At 39.4% G+C, this 23,348-nt stretch carries 12 protein-coding genes and 3 pseudogenes; 5 read left to right on the top strand and 10 right to left on the bottom strand.

Annotation, left to right across the window (positions count from 1 at the left end; genetic code table 11):
- Positions 1-23 precede the first annotated feature (23 nt).
- The 8 genes from EL076_RS06010 to acnA form a co-directional block, all read right to left on the bottom strand.
- Entirely contained in the window at positions 24-764 is a 741-nt protein-coding gene (locus EL076_RS06010; RefSeq protein WP_003093069.1) for an esterase family protein, read from the bottom strand.
- Positions 765-815: 51 nt separating this feature from the next.
- Positions 816-1,643 carry an alpha/beta hydrolase gene (locus tag EL076_RS06015; protein WP_003092898.1) on the bottom strand — a complete coding sequence of 276 codons (828 nt, stop codon included), beginning with the start codon at positions 1,641-1,643 and terminating at the stop codon, positions 816-818.
- A gap of 115 nt (positions 1,644-1,758) precedes the next feature.
- Entirely contained in the window at positions 1,759-3,192 is a 1,434-nt protein-coding gene (locus EL076_RS06020; RefSeq protein WP_003092704.1) for an NADP-dependent glyceraldehyde-3-phosphate dehydrogenase, read from the bottom strand.
- A gap of 218 nt (positions 3,193-3,410) precedes the next feature.
- Positions 3,411-5,144 (bottom strand): phosphoenolpyruvate--protein phosphotransferase, encoded by a 1,734-nt coding sequence (ptsP, locus tag EL076_RS06025; protein WP_003092582.1) that lies wholly within the window; start codon positions 5,142-5,144, stop codon positions 3,411-3,413.
- A gap of 4 nt (positions 5,145-5,148) precedes the next feature.
- On the bottom strand, positions 5,149-5,412 hold the full coding sequence (locus EL076_RS06030; RefSeq protein WP_003092417.1) for a phosphocarrier protein HPr: 264 nt from the start codon (positions 5,410-5,412) through the stop codon (positions 5,149-5,151).
- A 261-nt stretch (positions 5,413-5,673) separates the two neighbouring features.
- Positions 5,674-6,849: an NADP-dependent isocitrate dehydrogenase gene (icd, locus tag EL076_RS06035; protein ID WP_003093026.1), complete on the bottom strand. Its 1,176-nt coding sequence runs from the start codon at positions 6,847-6,849 to the stop codon at positions 5,674-5,676.
- Between the two features lie 13 nt (positions 6,850-6,862).
- Positions 6,863-7,987: a citrate synthase gene (locus EL076_RS06040; RefSeq protein ID WP_048788218.1), complete on the bottom strand. Its 1,125-nt coding sequence runs from the start codon at positions 7,985-7,987 to the stop codon at positions 6,863-6,865.
- 1 nt (position 7,988) lies between these two features.
- Positions 7,989-10,652 carry an aconitate hydratase AcnA gene (gene acnA / locus EL076_RS06045; RefSeq protein ID WP_003092591.1) on the bottom strand — a complete coding sequence of 888 codons (2,664 nt, stop codon included), beginning with the start codon at positions 10,650-10,652 and terminating at the stop codon, positions 7,989-7,991.
- A gap of 331 nt (positions 10,653-10,983) precedes the next feature.
- On the opposite strand from acnA, the gene EL076_RS06050 reads away from it, so the two are divergent.
- From EL076_RS06050 to nrdF, 3 genes are all read left to right on the top strand, one after another.
- Positions 10,984-11,208, top strand: a complete 225-nt coding sequence (locus tag EL076_RS06050) for a redoxin NrdH (RefSeq protein WP_003092756.1) — start codon at positions 10,984-10,986, stop codon at positions 11,206-11,208.
- 90 nt (positions 11,209-11,298) lie between these two features.
- Positions 11,299-13,458, top strand: a complete 2,160-nt coding sequence (nrdE, locus tag EL076_RS06055; protein ID WP_048788217.1) for a class 1b ribonucleoside-diphosphate reductase subunit alpha — start codon at positions 11,299-11,301, stop codon at positions 13,456-13,458.
- A 157-nt stretch (positions 13,459-13,615) separates the two neighbouring features.
- Positions 13,616-14,578 (top strand): class 1b ribonucleoside-diphosphate reductase subunit beta, encoded by a 963-nt coding sequence (gene nrdF / locus EL076_RS06060; RefSeq protein ID WP_003092647.1) that lies wholly within the window; start codon positions 13,616-13,618, stop codon positions 14,576-14,578.
- A gap of 180 nt (positions 14,579-14,758) precedes the next feature.
- Here the strand turns inward: nrdF and EL076_RS06065 are convergent.
- A pseudogene (locus EL076_RS06065) lies at positions 14,759-15,681 on the bottom strand (IS3 family transposase).
- A gap of 152 nt (positions 15,682-15,833) precedes the next feature.
- On the opposite strand from EL076_RS06065, the pseudogene EL076_RS06075 reads away from it, so the two are divergent.
- Positions 15,834-17,083, top strand: a pseudogene (locus EL076_RS06075) (ISL3 family transposase).
- 278 nt (positions 17,084-17,361) lie between these two features.
- Entirely contained in the window at positions 17,362-18,564 is a 1,203-nt protein-coding gene (locus EL076_RS06085; protein ID WP_126429655.1) for an IS110 family RNA-guided transposase, read from the top strand.
- Between the two features lie 337 nt (positions 18,565-18,901).
- On the opposite strand, the pseudogene EL076_RS10610 reads toward EL076_RS06085, so the two are convergent.
- Positions 18,902-22,780, bottom strand: a pseudogene (locus tag EL076_RS10610) (collagen-flanked surface repeat-containing protein); the annotation flags it as partial.
- Positions 22,781-23,348 lie beyond the last annotated feature (568 nt).

Raw genomic sequence — 23,348 nt, forward strand, 5'->3', positions numbered from 1 at the left:
ATTTAGATAGCTTAGATACGATATTATAGGTTCATATTATCAAGGAAATAAGGCATTTGTTTGCGCCACCATTCCCAATCGTGAGCAACATCGTGGCCCCACTCAGAGAACCAAGCTGGAATATTCTTTTGTTCAAAAGCTTCCTTAAGTTTGTAATAAGAAGGAAGACCATCTTGTTCCCAGGCACCAAGACCTGTACACACAACAATTTCAGCTTGACGATAACGATCAATAAACCAACCATCATTTTGATTCCAAATATAATCTGATGGTGAATTTTGGTAAATAGCCTCATCTCCTCCAAACTCTCCAACAAAGAAACGAGCATCATAAACACCACTAAGTGCCACTACTTTATTGAAAACATCAGGATGTTGCAAGAAGAAATTAAGAGCATGGTAAGCACCCATTGAACAACCTGTTGTCATCATTGGATCAAACCAACCAGTTTTATGTTTGATATATGGAATAGCTTCTTCAATAACATAACGTTCATAAGCACGATGCATTTCAGCACGATCGTGTGGATTTTTCCAATCGCAAAGCCAACTTTCACTATCTACACTTGAAAGTGTAAAGAATTGTAAGCGTCCTTCTTCAATAAAACGTGCACAGGCATCAATCATACCAAAATCATAGTATTCGTTATGGCTACCACCTGATGAGGCAAAAACCACGATAGGGATACCAGCGTGCCCATAACGGTTAACATACATTTCACGATTAAGCTGACCACTCCAGTGGCTAAGATGTTCGGTATTCATATTTTAATTCCTTTTCCTTTATTACAATTTTAATAGTTATGGCAAGGATGACTATTCCCAGTTTTCAGCGAAAAAGCGAAGACAGTCAGGTAGATTCTCGGCCCAGGCCTCCTCATTATGTTCAGCTCCAGATTGAATGTGAATCTTGATATTCTCCAAATCAACCCCACGATCAATCAAATCATGATAATATCTCAGAGACGAATCAATATAAGCCTGCTTAATATTACCAGCCATCAAAGTTTTGTCTGTATCATCAGCTTCTTCTGTGCCTACATAGATATAGACACGTTGATTAGCATCTAGATCTTGACGGGATATATATCGATCAAAGGCCTCCTGATGCAACCAGTTGGCTGAAGAAAATACCCCTAAACAGCCAATTTGATCCTTGTAATCAAGCCCCATAAACTGAGTGATATTACCACCAAGAGAAGATCCAATCATGGCAGTATGTTGTCGGTCTGGAAGTGTGCGGTATTCCTTATCAATAAAGGGTTTTACCACATCCATAACGAACTCAGCATACTCTACGCCCTTACCGCCAAACTGCACACCTGGGATATTAGATTCTTGATACTTCCATGCAGAATACTCGTTCATACGGGCAGGACCATCATTATCAATGGCTACAACAATCATACGCGAAATATCAGGGTTACGCTTGATTGTTGGGATAATCTTCCAAGAATAGCCAGAAAATGACTCCTTACTATAAAGAACATTCTGACCATCATGAAAATACACGACAGGGTAGGAACGATCTGTATCTGTTTCATAGTTTTTAGGTAGAAGAACACGCACACGACGAAGTTTACCAGTGTAAGGCACTTCTAACTCATGCGTCTTCATCACCAAATAAAAATAAGATTTATTCATTGTCAGAAAACTCACTCTATTCAAAATTTTATTCTATTATACCAAATTTTTACAAAAAAAGAGCCTTATAACTAAGGCCCTCTTTACTTTTTACAATTATTGACTGACTTAACGCTTAGTAGTTTGTAACATCAAATACTGTTGATTTCACACGAGTCATAGCTTCGATAGAGTATTTCACACCCTGAGTTCCGGCACCAGATCCTTTAACACCAAGGAATGGGAAGTTATCTGTACCACGTTGTGTTTTATTGTTGATGTGAACTGTACCAACTTCAAGTTGCTCAGCAATTGCGAATGCACGTGGGTAGTCTTGTGTGAAGACAGCACCTTGAAGTCCAAATTCAGATTCGTTAGAAATCTTGATTGCCTCTTCAACTGAAGATACACGGATGAATGGCAATACTGGACCAAATGGTTCTTCCCAAGCAAGACGCATATCAGTTGTTACATGGTCAAAGACTACTGGGTAAATAAGGTTACCTTCACGTTTCAATTCAGTTTTAGCAGTAGCACCTTGTTCAACTGCATCATCAATCAAACCTTGTACGAAGTCAGCTGCTTTTGTATCGATAAGTGGTGTAACGCTTGCGCTTTCTTCAGGCATACCAACAGTGATATTACCTACCAAAGCAGTTACTTTTTCTACCAATTCATCTGCAACGCTATCCATTACAAGGACACGTTTGATAGCTGTACAACGTTGACCTGAATAGTCAAAGGCACCAGCCACAATGTTTTTAGCAGTCAAGTCAAGATCAGCATCTTCAAGAACGATAGCGGCATCTTTACCACCAAGTTCAAGCATGATTGGACGCATTGCTGCCAAACGACCGATGTTTTCACCGACTGGAGTCGAACCTGTAAAGTTGATAAAGTCAACTGCTTTGTGTTCAACGATGTAATCACCAATAACTGAACCACGTCCTGTGATAGAGTTCAAGACACCAGCAGGGATACCAGCTTCAACGAACGCTTCTACCAAAAGAAGCCCTGAGATAGAACCTTGTGTTGGTGGTTTGAAGGCAACAACGTCACCAGCGATCAAGGCAGGAGCAATTTTAGAACCAGCCAAGTTTACTGGGTAGTTAAATGGTGAGATAGCAAGTACAAGACCTACTGGTTCGCGACGAACAACAGCAATTTTTTTCTTGCTACCAGCATCAAAAGCACCACCTTCAAGTACTTCACCTTCCAAACGCAAACCTTCTTCAGCTGCATAGTGGATAATTTCAGCAGTACGAACAACTTCACCAATTGCAGATTTCAAACCTTTTGAAATTTCTTTAGAAAGAACTTGTCCAATTTTTTCTGCATCACGTTCCAAGATATCAGCTGCTTTATGAAGATAAGCTGCACGTTCAGCATATGAAAGCGCACGCCATGCTGGGAGTGCTGCTTTAGCTGCTGCGTAGACTTCGTCTACTTCAGCTTGGCTCATAGCTGGAACTGACCCAAGTTCCTCACCGTTTGCAGGTGCGTAGATAGTAATTGAATTTTCAGATGTTTTCCACTCACCATTGACATAGTTTTTGTATTGTTTAGCCAAGATAGTAACTCCTTTTATCTATTATAAGACCTATTTTATCACTTTTTTAGAAATATTCCAACATTTAAATGAGAATTATTCAGAAAATTTTGACAAAAAATACTAAAAATTATTAACCTAGGTTAGCCGTATTTTACTCCTAACTAAAGAATGAGTCAATTATTTTGTCTCTGTTTAGATATAAAAAAAGTGAAAGCTCAAGCCTCCACTTTTTTTGATTAATCTACGTTAACATATTCTTTTGAAAGTTCAAGAACTTCTTCCATTGTTGAACATTCAGTAAGGGCACGGTTAGCGTATTCTTCCATTTTAGCTGTGTCAAGTTTCTTCATCAAGCTACGTGTACGAAGGACAGATGTCGCTGACATTGAGAACTCATCCAAGCCCATTCCGACAAGAAGTGGAACAGCAGTTTGGTCACCGGCCATTTCACCACACATACCAGCCCATTTACCTTCAGCGTGAGCCGCCTTAATAACGTTGTTAATCAAGCGAAGGATTGATGGGTTATATGGTTGGTAAAGGTATGAAACTTGTTCATTCATACGGTCAGCAGCCATAGTGTATTGGATAAGGTCGTTTGTACCAATTGAGAAGAAATCAACTTCCTTAGCAAATTGATCAGCAAGCATTGCTGCAGCTGGGATTTCAATCATGATACCTACTTCGATGTCGTCTGCAACGGCAACACCTTCAGCAACTAATTTAGCTTTTTCTTCTTCAAGAATACCTTTAGCAGTACGGAACTCAGTCAACAAAGCAACCATTGGGAACATAATACGCAATTTACCGTGAACAGATGCACGAAGCAAGGCACGTAATTGAGTACGGAACATTTGGTTACCAGTTTCAGAGATAGAAATACGTAATGCACGGTAACCCAAGAATGGATTCATTTCTTTAGGAAGGTCAAAGTAAGGAAGTTCTTTATCCCCACCGATGTCCATTGTACGAACAACAACAGGTTTACCATTCATACCTTCAAGAACTGCTTTATATGCTTCATATTGGTCTTCTTCAGTTGGGAAGTCTTGAGAATCCATATACAAGAATTCTGTACGATAAAGACCAACTGCTTCTGCACCATTATCGTTAACACCTTCAACGTCTTTAGGTGTACCGATGTTTGCTGCTAACTCGAAGTGTTTTCCATCAGCAGTAACTGTTTGAGCATCTTTAAGTTGAGCCCATTCTGCCTTTTGTTTAGCGTAAGCTTCACCAGCCGCCTTAAACTCAGCAATTTGTTCTTCAGTTGGATTAATAACAACTTCACCAGTAATACCTGAAACCGCTAAAATGTCACCATCTTTAACAAGTTCAGTTATGTTGTTTGTTCCAAGAACTGCTGCGATTTCAAGTGTACGAGCCATAATTGCAGAGTGACTAGTACGTCCACCGATATTAGTAACAAAAGCTTTTACAAATTTTTTGTTCAACTGAGCTGTATCAGATGGAGTCAAGTCATGAGCAACAACGATTGATTCTTCATCGATTGTTGCTGGATTTGGCAATTTCTTACCAAGCAAGTTTGCAAGCACACGTTTAGTAACGTCACGAATATCCGCTGCACGTTCTTGCATGTATGGGTTATCTTCCATACCTTCAAAGATCGCGATAAACATGTTAGTTACTTCTGTCAAAGCAGCTTCGGCATTGACTTGTTTAGCACGGATAGTTTCTTTGATTTGACCAGTCATTTCTGGGTCAGCAAGGACCATCAAATGAGCATCAAAAACGGCTGCGGCCTCTTCACCAAGGCTTTCAACTGCTTTTTCACGGATAACAGAAAGCTCGTCTTGCGACGCCGCTAGAGCAGCATCTAGACGAGCCTCTTCTGCACTTGTATCTTCAACTGTAACAGTTTCAAATGACAAGTCCGGTTGAACAAGCAGATATGCCTTAGCAACTGCAACACCATCAGATGCCGCGATTCCTTTAAGCATTTCTGTCATATTTTTATGCCAATCCTTCTTTTGTCATTGTTTCTGCGATTGCTGAGATTGCATCATCAGCGTCAGCACCTTCTGCAGAAATAGTTACGTCAGCACCTTGACCAACACCAAGACTCATAACACCCATGATAGATTTAAGGTTAACTGCTTTACCTTTATAGTCAAGAGTGATATCTGAAGCAAATTTACTTGCTGTTTGAACAAGCAAAGTAGCTGGACGTGCGTGAATACCAGTTTCTGCAACAATGTGGAAATCTTTAGAAGCCATAATGGACTCTCCTTCTTAATTTGGAATATTTGAGTTATCAATGATAACCCTTACAATTTAGAATTATAACATAGCTGTTTGATATTATCAAGGTTAAAACGCACTTTCTACAAGTTTTTCAAAAGACTGTCTCTCATTTTACTGCTCATTTTCATTTTTTAAAACATAAGCAAATACTAGTCTTTAGTTATTTACAACATTTTCAGAAAATGTCTTTCATAGTGTTTTCAACCATTAATTTTCATTTTTGAGCAAAAACAATCACATAATTGAAAGAATTTGATTACTAAAAGCACTCGTTGAATATTCTTGTTTCCCAAATGCTAAGTCAGCTGTAAAGATATCATCTTTAAATGTCTCCTCAATAGCACTTTTAATCAGTTGAGCTGCTTCAGACCAACCGATATATTCTAGAAGCATGCAGCCAGATAATAGAACTGAGCAAGGATTAGCCTTATCTTGATTCGCAATATCCGGAGCTGTTCCATGTGTTGCTTCAAAAATTGCATGACCTGTTTGATAGTTAATATTGGCTCCAGGGGAGATTCCGATACCACCAACCTGAGCAGCTAGTGCATCACTGGCATAATCACCATTCAAGTTGGTTAATGCAACAACATCAAATTTTTCTGGATTCAAAAGAATCTGTTGTAAAAAGTTATCCGCGATTATATCGTTAATCTCTAAACGACCATCCATCAATTCTTCTTTATAGTCTTCCTGAGCCACTTCATAACCCCATTTACGGAAGCCACCTTCTGTGAATTTTTGAATATTCCCTTTATGAACCAATGTCACTTTCTTTAGATTGTTTTTGAGAGCATAGTCGATAGCCGAGCGAATGAGACGTTTACTTCCTTCTATTGAAATTGGCTTGATTCCGATACTACTTGATTCTGGGAAGCGAATTTTACTAACATTCATCTCTGTCTGGAGAAACTCAATCACGCGCTTGACATCTGTCGTTCCTGCTTCCCATTCAATTCCCGCATAAATATCCTCAGTATTCTCACGGAAGATAGTAATATTTGTTTTTTCTGGTTCTTTAAGTGGACTTGCTACTCCGTCAAAGTAACGAACAGGTCTAACACAAGCGTAGAGATCAAGTTCTTGACGTAAAGCTACATTTAAAGAACGAATACCACCACCTACTGGCGTCTCAAGCGGTCCCTTAATAGCTACTAAACTTTCTCGAATAGCCTCCAAGGTTTCTTTCGGCAACCACTCGCCTGTTTTGTCATAAGCCTTCTTACCGGCTAGAAGCTCTTGCCACTCAATATGACGATTTCCTTCATAGGCTACTTCTACTGCTTTATCAAAGATTGCTTGGGCATTCTTCCAGATATCATGTCCAACACCATCCCCTTCAATAAAAGGGATAATTGGATGATCAGAAACTTGAAGCTGTCCATTTTTCATTACGATTTTTTCTGCCATATAGCTTTCCTCCCTAGCGTTTTTCTAAAGGAATATACGTCATATTTTCTTGTCCGATGTACTGCGAGCGTGGACGAATCAATTTGTTATTTTTTTGTTGCTCTTGAATATGAGCAATCCAGCCGGCAACCCGACTCATAGCAAAGATGAGTGTAAAGATATCACTATCAATTCCTAGAGTATGATATACAGTGGCTGAATAGAAGTCCACATTGGGAATTAATCCCTTCTTTTCTTTCATGAACTCTTCAATTTCTTGAGACATATTAAAGAATTCTTCATTCTCAGTACCCTCTGTCAACTTTTTAGCCATATCTCTTAAGAAAATTTCACGAGGATCCTGTTTCTTGTATACACGGTGTCCAAATCCCATAATTTTCTCTTTAGAGTCAAGCTTTTCCTGCAAGTAAGCATTAACATCACCGGATTCACGGATTTCTTTAAGCATATCAAAGACGCGTTCATTAGCTCCACCATGCAGGGGACCTTTTAGAGCACCAATAGCTGTTGTAACACAAGAATAGATATCTGTCAGAGTCGAGGCACAAACACGCGCTGCAAAAGTTGAAGCATTCAACTCATGGTCAGCATGTAGAATTAAGGCCTTATTCATAGCCTCAACTTCAATTTCAGAAGGTTCAACACCATTCAGCATGTAGAGAAAATTAGCCGCAAAGCCTAAATCCTTCCGTGGTTTAAGGGGCATTTTACCAGTACGTAAGCGTGCAAAAGTCGTAATAATTGTAGGCAATTTAGCCATCAATTCAATACTTTGCTGATAAATTGCCTCCATGGATCTTTCCTCAGCATCCACATTGTAAACTCCAAGAAGGGAGACTGTTGAACGTAAAACACTCATTGGGTGCAAATGTGGCCGAGATTGGATAAGAATGCATTGCTCTACAGCATCAGAAATATCATAGTTCTTACGCAACTCAGCTTCAAAATACTTGAGTTCCATTTGCGTAGGAAGATGCCCATTCCACAAGAGATAAATCACTTCCTCAAAAGACGCTTTATTATCCATAAACTCAGAAATATCATATCCTGAATACGATAAATGATCATCAATGATAGATGAAATCCTAGTATTACAGGCAATCATATCCTTAAGTCCATTAATTTCAACTGTTGTCATATTAGGCTCCCTTCAATTTTTTTCTTACAACCATTGGCAAGATACCACCATTTTTATAGTAGCGAATATCGGCATCTGCATCAAAGCGTACCAAGGCTTTAAAGGTTTTGGTTTGTTCAGGTGTTGAAGCTGTAACGGTGATAACATCATGCACACCTGGATTTTCTGAAAGGTCAAAGCTAAAGGTCTCATGTCCTGTCAATCCAAGACTTTCAGCATTTTCTCCTTCCATAAATTGTACCGGCAAAATTCCCATCATGACTAGATTTGAACGGTGAATACGCTCAAAACTCTCAGCAAGCACTACTTTTACACCAAGGAGATTTGCCCCTTTGGCTGCCCAGTCACGACTTGAGCCCATCCCATAATCTTTACCAGCAATTACAAGCGTATCTCGATTAGCTTCTTTATATTTCATAGCAGCATCATATATAGGAAGAATGTCACCATCATATTTAGTATATCCACCAATTTTTCCTTCTGCCAACTCATTCTTGATACGAATATTAGCAAAAGTTCCTCGCATCATGACTTCATGGTTTCCACGACGACTACCATAAGAATTAAATTCTTGGTAATCTACACCATTTTCAGACAAATAGACTGCCGCAGGACTATTTCTAGCAATATTACCAGCTGGAGAAATATGGTCTGTTGTAACCGTATCTCCAAATTTAGCCAATACCTTCAAATTATTCAATGGTTTGATGGTCAAATCATCTCCTAAAGCATCAAAGTAAGGTGGGTTTTGAATATAGGTAGACTTCTGATTCCATTTATAATTTTGTCTATGTTCAGTTGGAATCGCATTCCACTTCTCACTGTCAGAGAAGACACTAGCATATTCGTCTCGGAAAAGTTGACGGGTTACGTATTTATCAACATAAGCTTCAATTTCATCACGTGATGGCATAATATCTTCTAGATAGACAGCTTGCCCATTGTCATCAAAACCTAAAGGCTCCGTTGTCAAATCAATATTAGTATTACCAGCCAAAGCATAGGCAACAACCAATGGTGGGCTAGCCAAGAAATTTGCTTTAACAAGTGGATTAATACGCCCTTCAAAGTTACGATTTCCTGACAAAACGGCACTCGCTAGTAAGTCCTTGTCTACAATAGCTTTAGCTACCTCAGGACGTAAATCTCCCGAGTTACCAATACACGTCGTACAACCGTAACCTACCAAATTGAAGCCAAGCTTATCTAAGTAGCTTTGCAAGCCTGAAGCTTTGAGATAACCTGTAACGACTTTAGATCCAGGCGCCAAAGAGGTCTTGACTGTTGGAGAGACTTCGAGTCCCTTCTCAACAGCTTTTTTGGCTAAAAGACCGGCTGCCATAAGGACGTAAGGATTTGAGGTATTGGTACATGATGTAATCGCTGCTATGGCCACATGACCTGTTTGAATTGTTTCTGAATGATCCTCAAAATCAACTTTTGCAGTTTTTTCTAACTCTTCATTATCCAAACCAAAGCCACGCACACCTGCTTCTCGTACCACTGCATCCTGAAATTCTTGCTTAGCATCGGATAAGAGAATCAAATCCTGTGGACGTTTAGGACCTGAGATTGAAGGTTTAATGGTTGACAAATCAATTTCAACAATCTTAGTATACTTGACTTCTTTACTTGGGTCATAAAAAAGATGATTGGCTTTTGTGTAGGCTTCGGTGACCTGGATATGTTCCTCATCACGGTTAGTTAAACGCATGTAGTTAAGGGTTTCGTCATCAATAGGAAAATAACCACAAGTTGCCCCATATTCTGGTGCCATATTAGCCACTGTAGCACGATCAGCTAGAGATAGGTTCTTTAAGCCAGAACCAAAATACTCTACAAATTTACCAACAACATTTTCAGAACGAAGTACCTGAGTAACCTTGAGAGCCAAGTCTGTTGCCGTAGCAATTTTAGGCAGTTCACCTGTTAAATGTACACCAATAACCTCTGGAATAGGGAAATAGGAAGCTTCGCCTAGCATAGCTGCCTCAGCTTCAATTCCACCGACACCCCAACCCAGAACACCAATACCATTAATCATAGTTGTATGACTATCTGTACCAAACATAGAGTCAGGATATAGTAGCCCATTTTTTTCAATAATGACATCACTCAGAAATTCAATATTAACCTGGTGAATAATACCGGTAGCTGGTGGAACCGCACGGTAATTTTCAAAAGACTGTTCGGCCCATTTAAGAAATTCGTAGCGCTCATTGTTACGTTTAAATTCTAGATTGATATTATCTTCAAGCGCTGTATCACATCCATATGAATCAACTTGAACAGAGTGGTCAATAACCAAATCTACTGGAATCTCTGGATTAATAAGTTCTGCTTTACCACCATTAGACACTATAGCATCCCGCATTGAGGCCAAGTCAACGACAACAGGAACCCCTGTGAAATCTTGTAAAATGACGCGACTTGGTTTAAATGGTACTTCAGAAATTGTTGGAAAATTCGGAAATTTTATTAGATCAGAAATGTGAGATTCCTTGACATCAGCACCATCTTTTTTTCGGAGTAGACTTTCAAGTAGTATTCGAATGCTATAAGGTAGTTCTCCGACCTTGACATCATAAGATTTTGCTGCTTTTTCGAGATCATAAAAAGAGAATGTCTTACCATTTACAGTTAGATTTGAACAGTATTCTTGCATACTTGAACCTCCATTAGTTAAAAAATTTCCTTTATTCTACACTGTTTTTTTTGAAAAAACAAATAGAATCGGCATTTTGATGTCATGTTTTATTACATATTCAGTCAGTTGTTGGAATTTTAGCAATTTCTATAAACAAATTTGATTTAATTTAAGAAACTAAAAAAAGCCTTTAAAACACAAGATATAGGGTTGTGTTTCAATACTAAACACAAAATATTGTATTCCCTTAAGATATTTAGCTTGATTTTTCCCAATATTTTGGGTATTCTATTAAAGTCGAAAAAGTGACTCCTAGTCACTTAAAATCTTTAAAAAAGGAGTATTTGCAATGGCAAAGATTACATTGTTTTCTAAAAACAACTGCATGCAGTGCAAAATGACTAAAAAATTCTTGGAAAAGGAAGGTGCTGATTTCGAAGAAATCAACATTGATGAACAACCAGAAAAAATCGATTACGTAAAAAGTCTTGGTTTCACTGCTGCTCCAGTTATTGAAGCAGGCGATAGCGTCTTTTCAGGTTTTCAACCGGCTAAACTTAAAGAAATCCTTTAATTATCAAGTTTTTATATAGAAAGGAACTTGTTTGCTTAGTTTAATATGTTAACCTTAATCTACCTTTAAACTAAGCCTGGTATCTGTATTATGTCTTTAAAAAATCTTGGCGATGTTTCTTACTTCCGCCTCAACAATGAAATTAACCGTCCTGTAAACGGTCAAATTCCTTTGCATAAGGATAAAGAAGCGCTTCGTGCCTTCTTCCTTGAAAATGTTAAGCCAAATTCAATGGTATTCAACAGCATCACAGATAAAATTAATTATTTGATTGAAAACGACTATATTGAGTCTGAATTCATCGGTAAATACGAACCTGCTTTCATCGAAAAGTTGTCTGCAGACATTCATACTCAAAAATTCCGCTTCCAATCTTTCATGGCAGCCTACAAGTTCTACCAACAATATGCCCTCAAAACAAACGATGGCGAGTCTTACCTCGAAAGTATTGAAGATCGCGTTCTTTTCAACGCCCTTTACTTTGCTGATGGTGATGAAAGCCTTGCTAGTGACCTTGCTAACGAAATGATTCACCAACGTTACCAACCTGCTACTCCTTCATTTCTAAATGCTGGACGTAGCCGTCGTGGTGAACTCGTGTCATGTTTCCTTATTCAAGTAACGGACGACATGAATTCTATCGGTCGTTCTATTAACTCAGCTCTCCAATTATCACGTATTGGTGGAGGGGTAGGTATTAGCCTATCTAACCTACGTGAAGCTGGTGCTCCTATCAAAGGATATGCTGGTGCTGCTTCTGGAGTTGTCCCAGTTATGAAGCTTTTTGAAGACAGTTTCTCTTACTCAAACCAACTTGGCCAACGTCAAGGTGCTGGTGTTGTTTACCTGGATGTTTTCCACCCAGATATTCTTGCCTTCCTTTCTACTAAGAAAGAGAATGCTGATGAGAAGGTGCGTGTTAAGACACTGTCACTTGGTGTTACAGTTCCAGATAAATTCTACGAGTTGGCACGTAATAATGAAGATATGTACCTCTTCAGCCCTTACTCAGTCGAAAAAGAGTATGGTAAACCATATAACTACATTGATATTACAGCTATGTATGATGAGTTGGTTGCCAATCCCAATATTACAAAAACCAAGATTAATGCACGTGAGCTAGAAACTGAAATTTCTAAACTCCAACAAGAATCAGGTTATCCATATATTGTCAATGTTGATACAGCCAATCGATACAACCCAATTGATGGTAAGATCGTCATGTCCAACCTTTGTTCTGAAATTCTCCAAGTTCAAACACCAAGTGAACTTAACGATGCACAAGAGTTTGTCAAACTCGGTACAGATATTTCATGTAACCTTGGATCTACTAATATCCTGAACATGATGACTTCACCTGACTTTGGTCGTTCCATTAAGGCTATGACACGTGCGCTTACTTTTGTTACAGACAGCTCAAGTATTGATGCTGTACCATCTATCAAAAATGGTAACCAACAAGCTCATACTTTTGGTTTGGGAGCTATGGGGCTTCACTCTTACCTTGCTAAACACCATATCGAGTATGGTAGCCCTGAATCTGTTGAATTCACTAATATCTACTTCATGCTTATGAACTACTGGACTTTAGTTGAATCTAACAATATTGCCCGTGAACGTCAAGAAACCTTTGTCGGCTTTGAGAATTCAAAATATGCTGACGGTTCTTACTTTGATAAATACGTTACAGGCCAATACGTTCCTAAATCTGACCGTATCAAAGAACTTTTCGAAGGCCACTTCATCCCACAAGCCAAAGATTGGGAAGAACTACGTGAACTCGTTAAGAAAGATGGTCTCTACCATCAAAACCGTTTGGCTGTTGCGCCAAATGGCTCAATCTCTTACATTAACGACTGTTCTGCTTCTATTCATCCAATCACACAACGTATTGAAGAACGTCAAGAGAAGAAAATCGGAAAAATTTACTACCCAGCCAACAGCCTTTCAACAGACACTATTCCTTTCTACACTTCAGCCTACGACATGGACATGCGTAAAGTTATCGACGTCTATGCCGCTGCGACTGAACACGTTGATCAAGGTTTGTCATTAACTCTATTCTTGCGTAGTGAGTTGCCTAAAGAAATTTACGAATGGAAAACGGAAAATAAACAAACAACTCGTGACCTTTCTATCCTTCGTAACTACGCCTTTAACAAAGGAATCAAGTCAATCTACTACATCCGTACTTACACAGATGACGGTGAAGAAGTTGGCTCTAACCAGTGTGAAAGCTGTGTCATCTAAGATAGTGATTTGAGACTAACAACTTCACTACTCTTATTTATAAAATGCATAAAAAGGTCGGTTCGCCGACTTTTTTAATAGATAAACTCAAAAAACTATATCATGATTTTTAATTATGATAAAATAGAAATGATATCAATAAAGAAAGAGGTTTCTAATGGAAACTTACTATAAAGCCATTAACTGGAATGAAATCGAAGATGCGATTGATAAATCTACCTGGGAAAAATTAACTGAACAATTTTGGTTAGATACTCGTATCCCCCTTTCAAATGACCTTGATGACTGGCGTAAACTTTCAGCTAAAGAAAAAGATTTAGTTGGAAAAGTTTTCGGCGGTTTGACCTTGCTAGATACCATGCAATCTCAAACGGGTGTTGAAGCCATTCGAGCAGACGTTCGTACACCACATGAAGAAGCTGTCTTGAACAACATTCAGTTTATGGAATCTGTTCACGCAAAATCTTACTCTTCTATTTTCTCAACTTTGAATACTAAATCAGAAATTGAGGAAATTTTTGAGTGGACAAATAGCAACAAGTACTTGCAAACTAAAGCAAAAATCATTAATGATATCTATGAAAACGGAACGCCACTTCAGAAAAAAGTTGCTTCAACTTATCTTGAAACCTTCCTTTTCTATTCAGGCTTCTTCACTCCACTCTATTATCTTGGTAATAATAAGCTAGCTAACGTCGCTGAAATTATCAAACTCATTATCCGTGACGAATCTGTTCACGGTACCTATATTGGCTATAAGTTCCAACTAGGATTCAACGAATTACCTGAAGAAGAGCAAGAGAGTTTCCGTGAATGGATGTATGATCTCCTCTATCAATTGTATGAAAATGAAGAACTCTACACTAAATCTCTTTATGACGGTGTTGGATGGACTGAAGAAGTAATGACATTCCTTCGCTATAACGCCAATAAGGCATTGATGAATTTAGGACAAGATCCTCTTTTCCCAGATTCTGCTAACGATGTTAATCCAATCGTTATGAATGGTATTTCTACAGGAACATCAAACCACGATTTCTTCTCTCAAGTCGGTAATGGTTACCTTCTAGGTACTGTTGAAGCCATGCAAGACGATGATTATAACTACGGACTAAAATAAAAAACTAGCTCGGGGCACTGCACCAATAAAATGAGACACAAGAAAACACTCCTGTTGAATTCTGGTAAACTAGAAACAGGAGTGTTTTGTTATAGTCAAAAAAGTATATTCAGTAGAAACTAAGCTAGCTTGTATCGAAATGAAGAAGGTGTACTGCCCCCAAAAAGTTAGACAATTAATTTATCCGAAGGATTTAGTTCTGTATTGCACAGGACTGAGTCCTTTTAGTTTTGCCCCAATTCGTTCGTTGTTGTAATAATCAAAATAGTTTACAATAGCTTGTTTCAAATGCTTAATTGACTTAAACATCTTCTCATAACCATAAAACATCTCAGACTTCAGAATGCAAAAGAAAGACTTCATCATGCCGTTGCACCTTCTTATGGTTCACTATAAAACTACAATTTCGCAATTCAAGAGTCATTCGACGAGAACCATAATTTCCCTTGTGTTCAGTAAAAATAGCTTGAATTTCAGCTTTGATAGTTTGATTATTATCCGTTTGATCCAGCTGTTTTAAGTGGTAATAATAGGTCGAACGAGCAAGCTTAACAATCTTTAGAAGACTCTCTAAAGCAAACTCTGTTACCAATCCTCGAACAATTTCTGTTTTTCTCTTTACTCTTTCTCGCCCCTCAATCGGAGTTTTCTCAACCTTTTTAGAACAGCGTTCTCCGCTCTCAAGTACTCATTTTCTGCTTGAAGTTGCTCTAGCTCTGTCATCTCTTCAGATTTCTTCTTTGGCTTACGTCCCATTTTAGGCGGTCTTCCTCTTGTTTTCTCAACAATAGTATACCCATTTTCTTGTATTGTGCTATCCAATTAGGTAACATTCCACCACTTGGAAGAGCATAATCAAGACTTATACTTTTTTGTGAACGACCTTCAAGTAGCACTTTATCAATCATTTCTTGTTTTAATTCTGGAGAATAGTAACAATTCTTACCTTTCTTGACAATTTCTATTCCGTAACGTTCGATCAATCTCATCATATATCTTAATCCAGAAGCATCCACACCAAATCTTTTTGAAAGTTGGTTGAAAGTTTGACCTTGCTTTCTCAATTCATGTATTTTAACTCTATCTTCATAAGTTAATTTCATAATAAAAACACCCCAAAAGTTAGATTTTTTGGGCTCTATAATTTCTGTAGTGGGTAAAACCACTGTAGAGATTATAGAGCTTTTTAAGTGTACACAAAAAGTCCCATAAGAACTATAATGAAAAGCGACAAAACCATCATTAGGAAGAACTTATGAGACTTATTAAGAATACCACAGAATTAATCGGAATTAAAGACCCTAACATCATTATTTCTCTTGTTTTTGAAACGGATACTCATATCGAGGTTCAAGCAAAACTGGATTATCCTGCACCATCATGTCCTCACTGCCATGGAAAGATGATCAAGTACGACTTTCAAAAAACTTCTAAAATTCCTCTTCTCGAACAAGCGGGAACGCCGACACTACTACGTCTGAAAAAACGTCGTTTCCAGTGCAAAAGTTGTAAGAGAGTAACGGTGGCTGAGACATCAATCGTTGAGAAAAACTGCCAAATCTCCAATATAGTCCGACAAAAGGTTACACAACTCCTAACTGAGAAGGTGTCACTAACTGATATTGCCAGAAGACTTCGTGTGTCGACGTCCACTGTCTATCGTAAGCTTGACCAGTTCACTTTCAAGAAACATTATGACAAACTCCCAGCTATAATGTCCTGGGATGAGTTTGGGTTCAAGAAAGGTGACTTGGCTTTTATCGCTCAAAACTATGAGACCAACGAGCTCATAACCATCCTTGATAATCGTCGCCAGACTACTATACGAAACTACTTTTTGAAGTATCCATTGAAAGCTCGACAAAAGGTGCAGTTTATCACGATGGATATGTCTGGGGCTTATATTCCACTAGCCAAAAAACTTTTCCCAAACGCTAAAATCGTTCTTGATCGTTTCCACATTATCCAGCACCTTGGTAGAGCATTTTTAAAGACTAGAATTGCAACCATGAACCAGTTCGATAAGAAGTCACTACCCTATCGAGCCTTGAAAAATCATTGGCGACTCTTCCAAAAGGACAGCCGTAAACTATCTCTCAACTCTTTTTATTCAAAGACTTTCCGCCAAACTTTAGCACCACATGAAGTTGTTGAGAAGACACTAGGCTTTTCAAAAGAGCTTACTGACTACTATACACTTTATCAGCTTTTGCTTTTTCACTTTCAGGAGAAGAGAGTAGATGAGTTCTTTGAGCTGATAGAGGAAAATAGAAGCAAAGTCAATCACTATTTTCAAACGGTCTTTAGAACTTTTCTTAGACACAAACAATACATCCAAAATGCACTAGAAACAGACTATTCAAACGCGAAACTAGAAGCGACTAACAAGTTGATTAAAGACATCAAACGGTTGGGATTCGGTTTTAGAAACTTCATCAACTTTAAGAAACGTGTCTTCATCACTCTGAACATAAAAAAAGAGAAGACCTATCAGGTCCTCTCTAGATGTTAGCTTTTCGTCACCCACTACAGTTGACAAACATACTAAGATTAGTAGTGAAGAAATCTCCGACGGGAGAGAGTACTCACTACTTTTTCTTTATGTTAAAGTAGTGGTGTCTTGTAAAGTCGTAGGGCTCTATGGCGCTAGACGTCGCTTGACAAACTGGCAAGACACCTTGTTTTAGGTGGAGTTTGATCAAAGTATGTAGGACGCTAAACGTCGCGTATTGAAAATAAAATCACTAAAACATGGAATTATTCAAGACAAAAGAGGTAATGTCATGCGTGCAGTATTTGGAATTGATGTCAGTAAAACAAGTTCTGAGGTGGCCATTTTAGTCAATGGTGAGAAGGTTCATGGCTACACCATACTCAATGATACCATTGGATTCAATCGCCTGTTGGGCGACTTGAAAACTGTTCATAACCGTGAGATTATATTTGAGGCTACAGGCGTCTATTCTCGACGTCTTCAAGCCTTTCTTGAGGAATATAGTTACGCTTACACACGGCTAAATCCACTGGAAGCTAAGAAGCAATTGGACAGTCTGCGAGTTCGTAAAACAGATAAAATTGACGCTGAAAAGCTGGCTAAATCTCAGCTTGTGCACAATCGTAAACCAACTTACGTGCAGGAAGAAGTTTATCAACACCTGCGTGATTTAAGCCGTTTCTATCAAAATATGACAGAAGATCTTGTTCGAACTAAAAACCGTCTGCACAAGGTCCTACAAGTCACATTTCCTGAATTGGAAAATCTATTATCCACACCTACTGGAGAGCAATATTGGAACTTAGTGATGGCTTTTCCATGCAAAGAGTTTGTATTAAGCCTATCTCAAAGTAACTTGTGTGAGATTATCCGTCAATCTACCTCCAAACGCATCTCTGAAAAGCGTATTGCTTACCTAACTGATAAACTTATAAAACTCGCTAAACAATCTTTTTGTGCGGTCAAGAAAACCTCTCCAATGCTTGAAGAGGTTCGTTACTATGCTCAAGAGTTGCTTCGTCTTTCTGAACGCAGACAAGTTGTCTTAAACGACATGGTAGCTCTAGCTCAGCCTTTACCAGAGTATGACATCTTACGGTCAATTCCTGGCATCGCAGAAGCCACAGCGACATCTATCATTGGCGAATTGGGAGATATTCGTCGCTTTCAGTCTACCAATCAAATCAACGCTTTTATTGGCATTGACCTGAGACACTATGAATCTGGGAACTTTCTCGCCAAGGAACACATCACTAAACGAGGGAATCCCTATGCCAGAAAAATCTTGTTCAAGTGCATTCACAACATCGCTTCAGCTAGTCATACCAATCCCTGCCATATCGCTGACTTTTATGAGAAACGAAAAAGACAATCGACAATAGCTTCAACTAAGCCACATACGATTGCCTCTATACATCGTCTCATTCGAACAATGTATTACCTCATTACGCATAACAAACTTTACGATTACTCTTTGACCCAAAATCGATAAGGCTGTCTATACCGTATTATTGTAACACCTTGTTTCAAAAAATACCAGATGAGGTGTTTTTTTAGCATGCCCATTTATAGATCAAAAAGTGTTAAAAATAAGACAGTAACCTCAGAATAGATACTGTCTTATCTCTTTTTTTACTTAAAGCCTTGATAGACTTGACAAATGGTAGAAAAGAGCCATTTTTTGTCTAACTTTTAGGGTGCAGTTCACAAATCCCATGGGATTTTTGCAGTCTTTTCCATCATATGAAAATCGTTCTAAGAATATTCTTTCATTCGATATCTATCACTTATCATCTTCTTTTGAGAAATTAGAGACTGCTTTTAGATGATTAATCTTCTTTTCTTCGACCTACATATAGGCTCAATAGAATACCGCTACCTAGAAGAACAAAGATATAATCAGATTGGCTTCCAGTTTCAGGTAATTTGTCCCCATGGTTTTCTTTAACTGTAGTTGGTACTTCTGGGTTAGCATTTACTGGACTTGCTGGTTGAGCCGATGTTGGCACTACAGGTTGTTCTGGAACCACTGGTACTGGTTGGACCGGTACCTCTGGTGTCGGAACAACTGGAGTTGGTTGTACTGGCACTTCTGGCGTCGGTACATTTGGTGTTGGTTGTACTGGTACTGTTGGAATATCTAATTCTGGTACTTCAGTAACTTCAGGCATACCTGGTACTCCACCGTTAAACTCTGGCAATTCATGAACTTCTGGTATTCCTGGCACACCACCGTTGAATTCTGGCAATTCATGAACTGGTGGTTCTGGCATTGCAAATGTTGGTCCTTCTGGCACATTTGGTGTTGGAGGAACTGGTTTGTCATTTGATGGTGTTACTGGTTTGTCTTGGCATCCACATTTGCCATCTTTACCGTCTTTGCCGTCGCGACCATCACGACCATCTTTTCCGTCTTTAACAACTGTTTTTGTCACAGTTCCGTCAGAATTGATGATTGTGATTGTATGACTACCATCTCCGTTATCTTCAACAGAAACTTTTGGTGATTTACCATCTTTTCCGTCTTTAATAACCATATCAGTTTTACTTCCGTCTGGATTTGTGATTGTAACTGTGTGAGTTCCATCATTATTATTTTTAACTGTTACAGTTGGTGATACTCCATCTTTTCCGTCTTTTCCATCTTTAATAACAGATTTGTATTCACGTCCGTCAGAATCTACGATTGTTAAGGTGTGAGTGCCATCTCCATTATCAACGATATTAGCTTTTGGTGATTTACCGTCAAAGATTGTAGTATTAGTTTCTTTACCGTCTGCTCCTGTAACTTTAATAGTGTGTGAACCATTGTTGTTATCGATTACTTCAAGTTTTGGTGATTTACCATCACGTACTGTTGTAGTTGTAGTAGTTCCATCAGAGTTAACAATTGTAACTGTGTGAGTGCCATCTCCATTGTCTACTACTTTAGCAGTTGGTGATTTACCATCACGAACTGTGGTTTCAGAAACAGTTCCATTTCCATTTTCTACACGAATAGTGTAAGTACCATCATGGTTGTCAGTAACAGTCGCTACTGGTGATTTACCATCTTTAATGATTGTTTCAGTAGTTGTTCCATCACCATTTAGAACTGAAATCTTATGAGTTCCATTTTGTTCGTCAGTTATAGTCACTTTTGGTGATTTACCATCACGTACTGTTGTTTCAGTTGTCACACCTTCTGGATTTGTAATAACGATTGTATGACTTCCGTCCCCATTGTCACGAACAGATGCGGTTGGAGTACGTCCGTCAACACCGTCACGTCCATTTTTCACAATGAATTCATTCTTAGTTCCATCTGGGTTAGTGATTGTTACAGTGTGGCTTCCATCTGGGTTTTCAGTAGTTGTTGCTGTTGCAGCTTTACCGTCTTTACCATCTTTGATGATAGCGTTAGTAACATTGCCGTCTCCATCTGTAACTTTAACAGTATGAGTTCCATCATTGTTATCAGTTACTTCAACTTTTGGAGTCTTACCATCTTTACCGTTTTTAACAACTGTTTCTTTAGTTGTTCCATCTGGATTTGTTACAGTAATTGTGTGACTTCCATCTGGATTTTCTGTTGTAGTGATATTGGCAGTTTTACCGTCTTTACCATCTTTAACTTTAGTTGTTGATTCAGAACCATCAGGGTTTCTAACAGTAATAGAGTGTGTTCCATCTCCATTGTCCGTTACATTTACAACTGGCGATTTACCGTCTGCTCCATTAGCCCCGTTTTCACCTTTGTCGCCTTTTTCACCGGCTACTCCTTGAGGTCCACGGATATTACCAATCTTATCCCAAGTTCCGTTATTTTTCTTATAAACGTCTCCTGTGTTAGCATCGATATAAGTATCACCGTCTTTACCATCCTTAGCAGTTGGGGCAGTAGCTCCACTTAGTAACTCAGCACCGTTTCGGCCATCACGTCCATCATGTCCGGAAGCTCCATTTGTACCATTACGTCCATTGATACCATTCAAGATATCGCTTGTACCAATTAATTCATCAACTCCCGGATCATATTTACCGTTACCATTGTTATCATAGTAGGCTGTAATACGAGTACCATCTACTGGTTGTGAATCTGTTGAACCGGTAGTCGCTGGTTGTGTAGCTGCTGGTTGTGAACCTGTTGAGTCTGTAGCTACTGGTTGAGCTGATGCAGTTTCCTCATCTGGATTATCCCCTACACTTCTCGCTCTTCTTGCACTTCTTGATGTTCCAGAAGGTTGTGGATTAACAGCTAATCCAGCACCTCTTCTTACTGCATCCACTAATGCATTTAAGTCAATATGCGGTGTACGTCCATCTTTACCATTCTTACCATCTTTCACTGTAAAGGTTACTGGATCTTTTCCTGGTGTTGTGATAGTTACAAGAGTGCTTTGGCCATCTTTTCCAGGTTGAGTTGTAATTGTAGGAGTTTGTCCATCTTGACCTGTTGCTCCAGTTTCTCCTTTTTCACCATCATGAACAAAGACTGTAGTTGGTTGTGAACCATCATGGTTATCAACAGTGATTTCAACACCTTTATGACCTTCTTCATCCTTACGTACAGCTGTTACTGTTGGAGAGACTCCGTCCACTCCATCTTTAATAACTGCAAGAGGTTTTTCTGGGTTCAATGGTTGACCTGGATGTGCTGGATCTTCTTGGTAAACTTTGGTTTCTTTACCATCTTTGACAGTAAGCAATGATTTACCATCACGTCCGTCCGCACCTTTAGCTCCATCTTTAATCATTTCTGAACCTAGAAGTTCATCAGTTCCTGGAGTGTACTTACCATCATTGTTTTCATCTGTATAGAATGTCACAATTGTATGAGATGGATTTCCGTTTTGTCCTTCGACACGGAGCAAATCAACTTTTGGAGTTTTACCGTTTAGACCATTTTCTCCGTCCTTAACATTTACTGTAACTGGATCTTTACCTGGAACAGTGAATGTAATGTCGGTACTATGACCATCTTTACCTGGAGTTACAGTTACTTCTGGAGTCTTACCATCTTCTCCACGTTCACCTTTATCCCCTTTAGGGCCTTTGATGTTGCCTTCTTTTTCCCAGTTGCCGTTATTCTTAACGAAGACGTCACCTGTTTCGGTATTGACGTATTTATCGCCGTCTTTACCTTGAGTCGCGTCTGGATTAACTTTGCCATTCAAGACATCTTTTCCGTCGCGGCCATCTCGTCCGTCACGACCTGCTGCTCCATCACGTCCATCGCGGCCTGGTAAACCTTGGGCTCCGTCTTGACCACGTTCACCTTGAAGACCTTGAGCACCTTTGTCCCCTTTAGGGCCTTTGATGTTGCCTTCTTTTTCCCAGTTGCCGTTATTCTTAACGAAGACGTCACCTGTTTCGGTATTGACGTATTTATCGCCGTCTTTACCTTGAGTCGCGTCTGGATTAACTTTGCCATTCAAGACATCTTTTCCGTCGCGGCCATCTCGTCCTGCTGGTCCTTGTGCGCCATCTCGTCCGTCGCGGCCTGGTAAACCTTGGGCTCCATCCGCACCTTTAGGTCCTTGCGCACCTTCTGCACCTTTGTCCCCTTTAGGGCCTTTGATGTTGCCTTCTTTTTCCCAGTTACCGTTATTCTTAACGAAGACATCGCCTGTTTCGGTATTGACGTATTTATCGCCGTCTTTACCTTGAGTTGCTTCTGGGTTAACTTTGCCGTTCAAGACATCTTTTCCGTCGCGGCCATCTCGTCCGTCACGACCTGCTGCTCCATCACGTCCATCGCGGCCTGGTAAACCTTGGGCTCCGTCTTGACCACGTTCACCTTGAAGACCTTGAGCACCTTTGTCCCCTTTAGGGCCTTTGATGTTGCCTTCTTTTTCCCAGTTGCCGTTATTCTTAACGAAGACGTCACCTGTTTCGGTATTGACGTATTTATCGCCGTCTTTACCTTGAGTCGCGTCTGGATTAACTTTGCCATTCAAGACATCTTTTCCGTCGCGGCCATCTCGTCCGTCACGACCTGCTGCTCCATCACGTCCATCGCGGCCTGGTAAACCTTGGGCTCCGTCTTGACCACGTTCACCTTGAAGACCTTGAGCACCTTTGTCCCCTTTAGGGCCTTTGATGTTGCCTTCTTTTTCCCAGTTGCCGTTATTCTTAACGAAGACGTCACCTGTTTCGGTATTGACGTATTTATCGCCGTCTTTACCTTGAGTCGCGTCTGGATTAACTTTGCCATTCAAGACATCTTTTCCGTCGCGGCCATCTCGTCCTGCTGGTCCTTGTGCGCCATCTCGTCCGTCGCGGCCTGGTAAACCT

Source organism: Streptococcus vestibularis, from assembly GCF_900636445.1.
GTDB classification, from domain to species: Bacteria; Bacillota; Bacilli; order Lactobacillales; family Streptococcaceae; genus Streptococcus; species Streptococcus vestibularis.

Coding starts and splice junctions, on each gene's coding strand:
- EL076_RS06010 (WP_003093069.1), bottom strand. CDS start 764: ATGAATACCGAACATCTTAGCCACTGGAGTGGTCAGCTTAATCGTGAA.
- EL076_RS06015 (WP_003092898.1), bottom strand. CDS start 1,643: ATGAATAAATCTTATTTTTATTTGGTGATGAAGACGCATGAGTTAGAA.
- ptsP (WP_003092582.1), bottom strand. CDS start 5,144: ATGACAGAAATGCTTAAAGGAATCGCGGCATCTGATGGTGTTGCAGTT.
- EL076_RS06030 (WP_003092417.1), bottom strand. CDS start 5,412: ATGGCTTCTAAAGATTTCCACATTGTTGCAGAAACTGGTATTCACGCA.
- icd (WP_003093026.1), bottom strand. CDS start 6,849: ATGGCAGAAAAAATCGTAATGAAAAATGGACAGCTTCAAGTTTCTGAT.
- EL076_RS06040 (WP_048788218.1), bottom strand. CDS start 7,987: ATGACAACAGTTGAAATTAATGGACTTAAGGATATGATTGCCTGTAAT.
- acnA (WP_003092591.1), bottom strand. CDS start 10,652: ATGCAAGAATACTGTTCAAATCTAACTGTAAATGGTAAGACATTCTCT.
- EL076_RS06050 (WP_003092756.1), top strand. CDS start 10,984: ATGGCAAAGATTACATTGTTTTCTAAAAACAACTGCATGCAGTGCAAA.
- nrdE (WP_048788217.1), top strand. CDS start 11,299: ATGTCTTTAAAAAATCTTGGCGATGTTTCTTACTTCCGCCTCAACAAT.
- nrdF (WP_003092647.1), top strand. CDS start 13,616: ATGGAAACTTACTATAAAGCCATTAACTGGAATGAAATCGAAGATGCG.
- EL076_RS06085 (WP_126429655.1), top strand. CDS start 17,362: ATGCGTGCAGTATTTGGAATTGATGTCAGTAAAACAAGTTCTGAGGTG.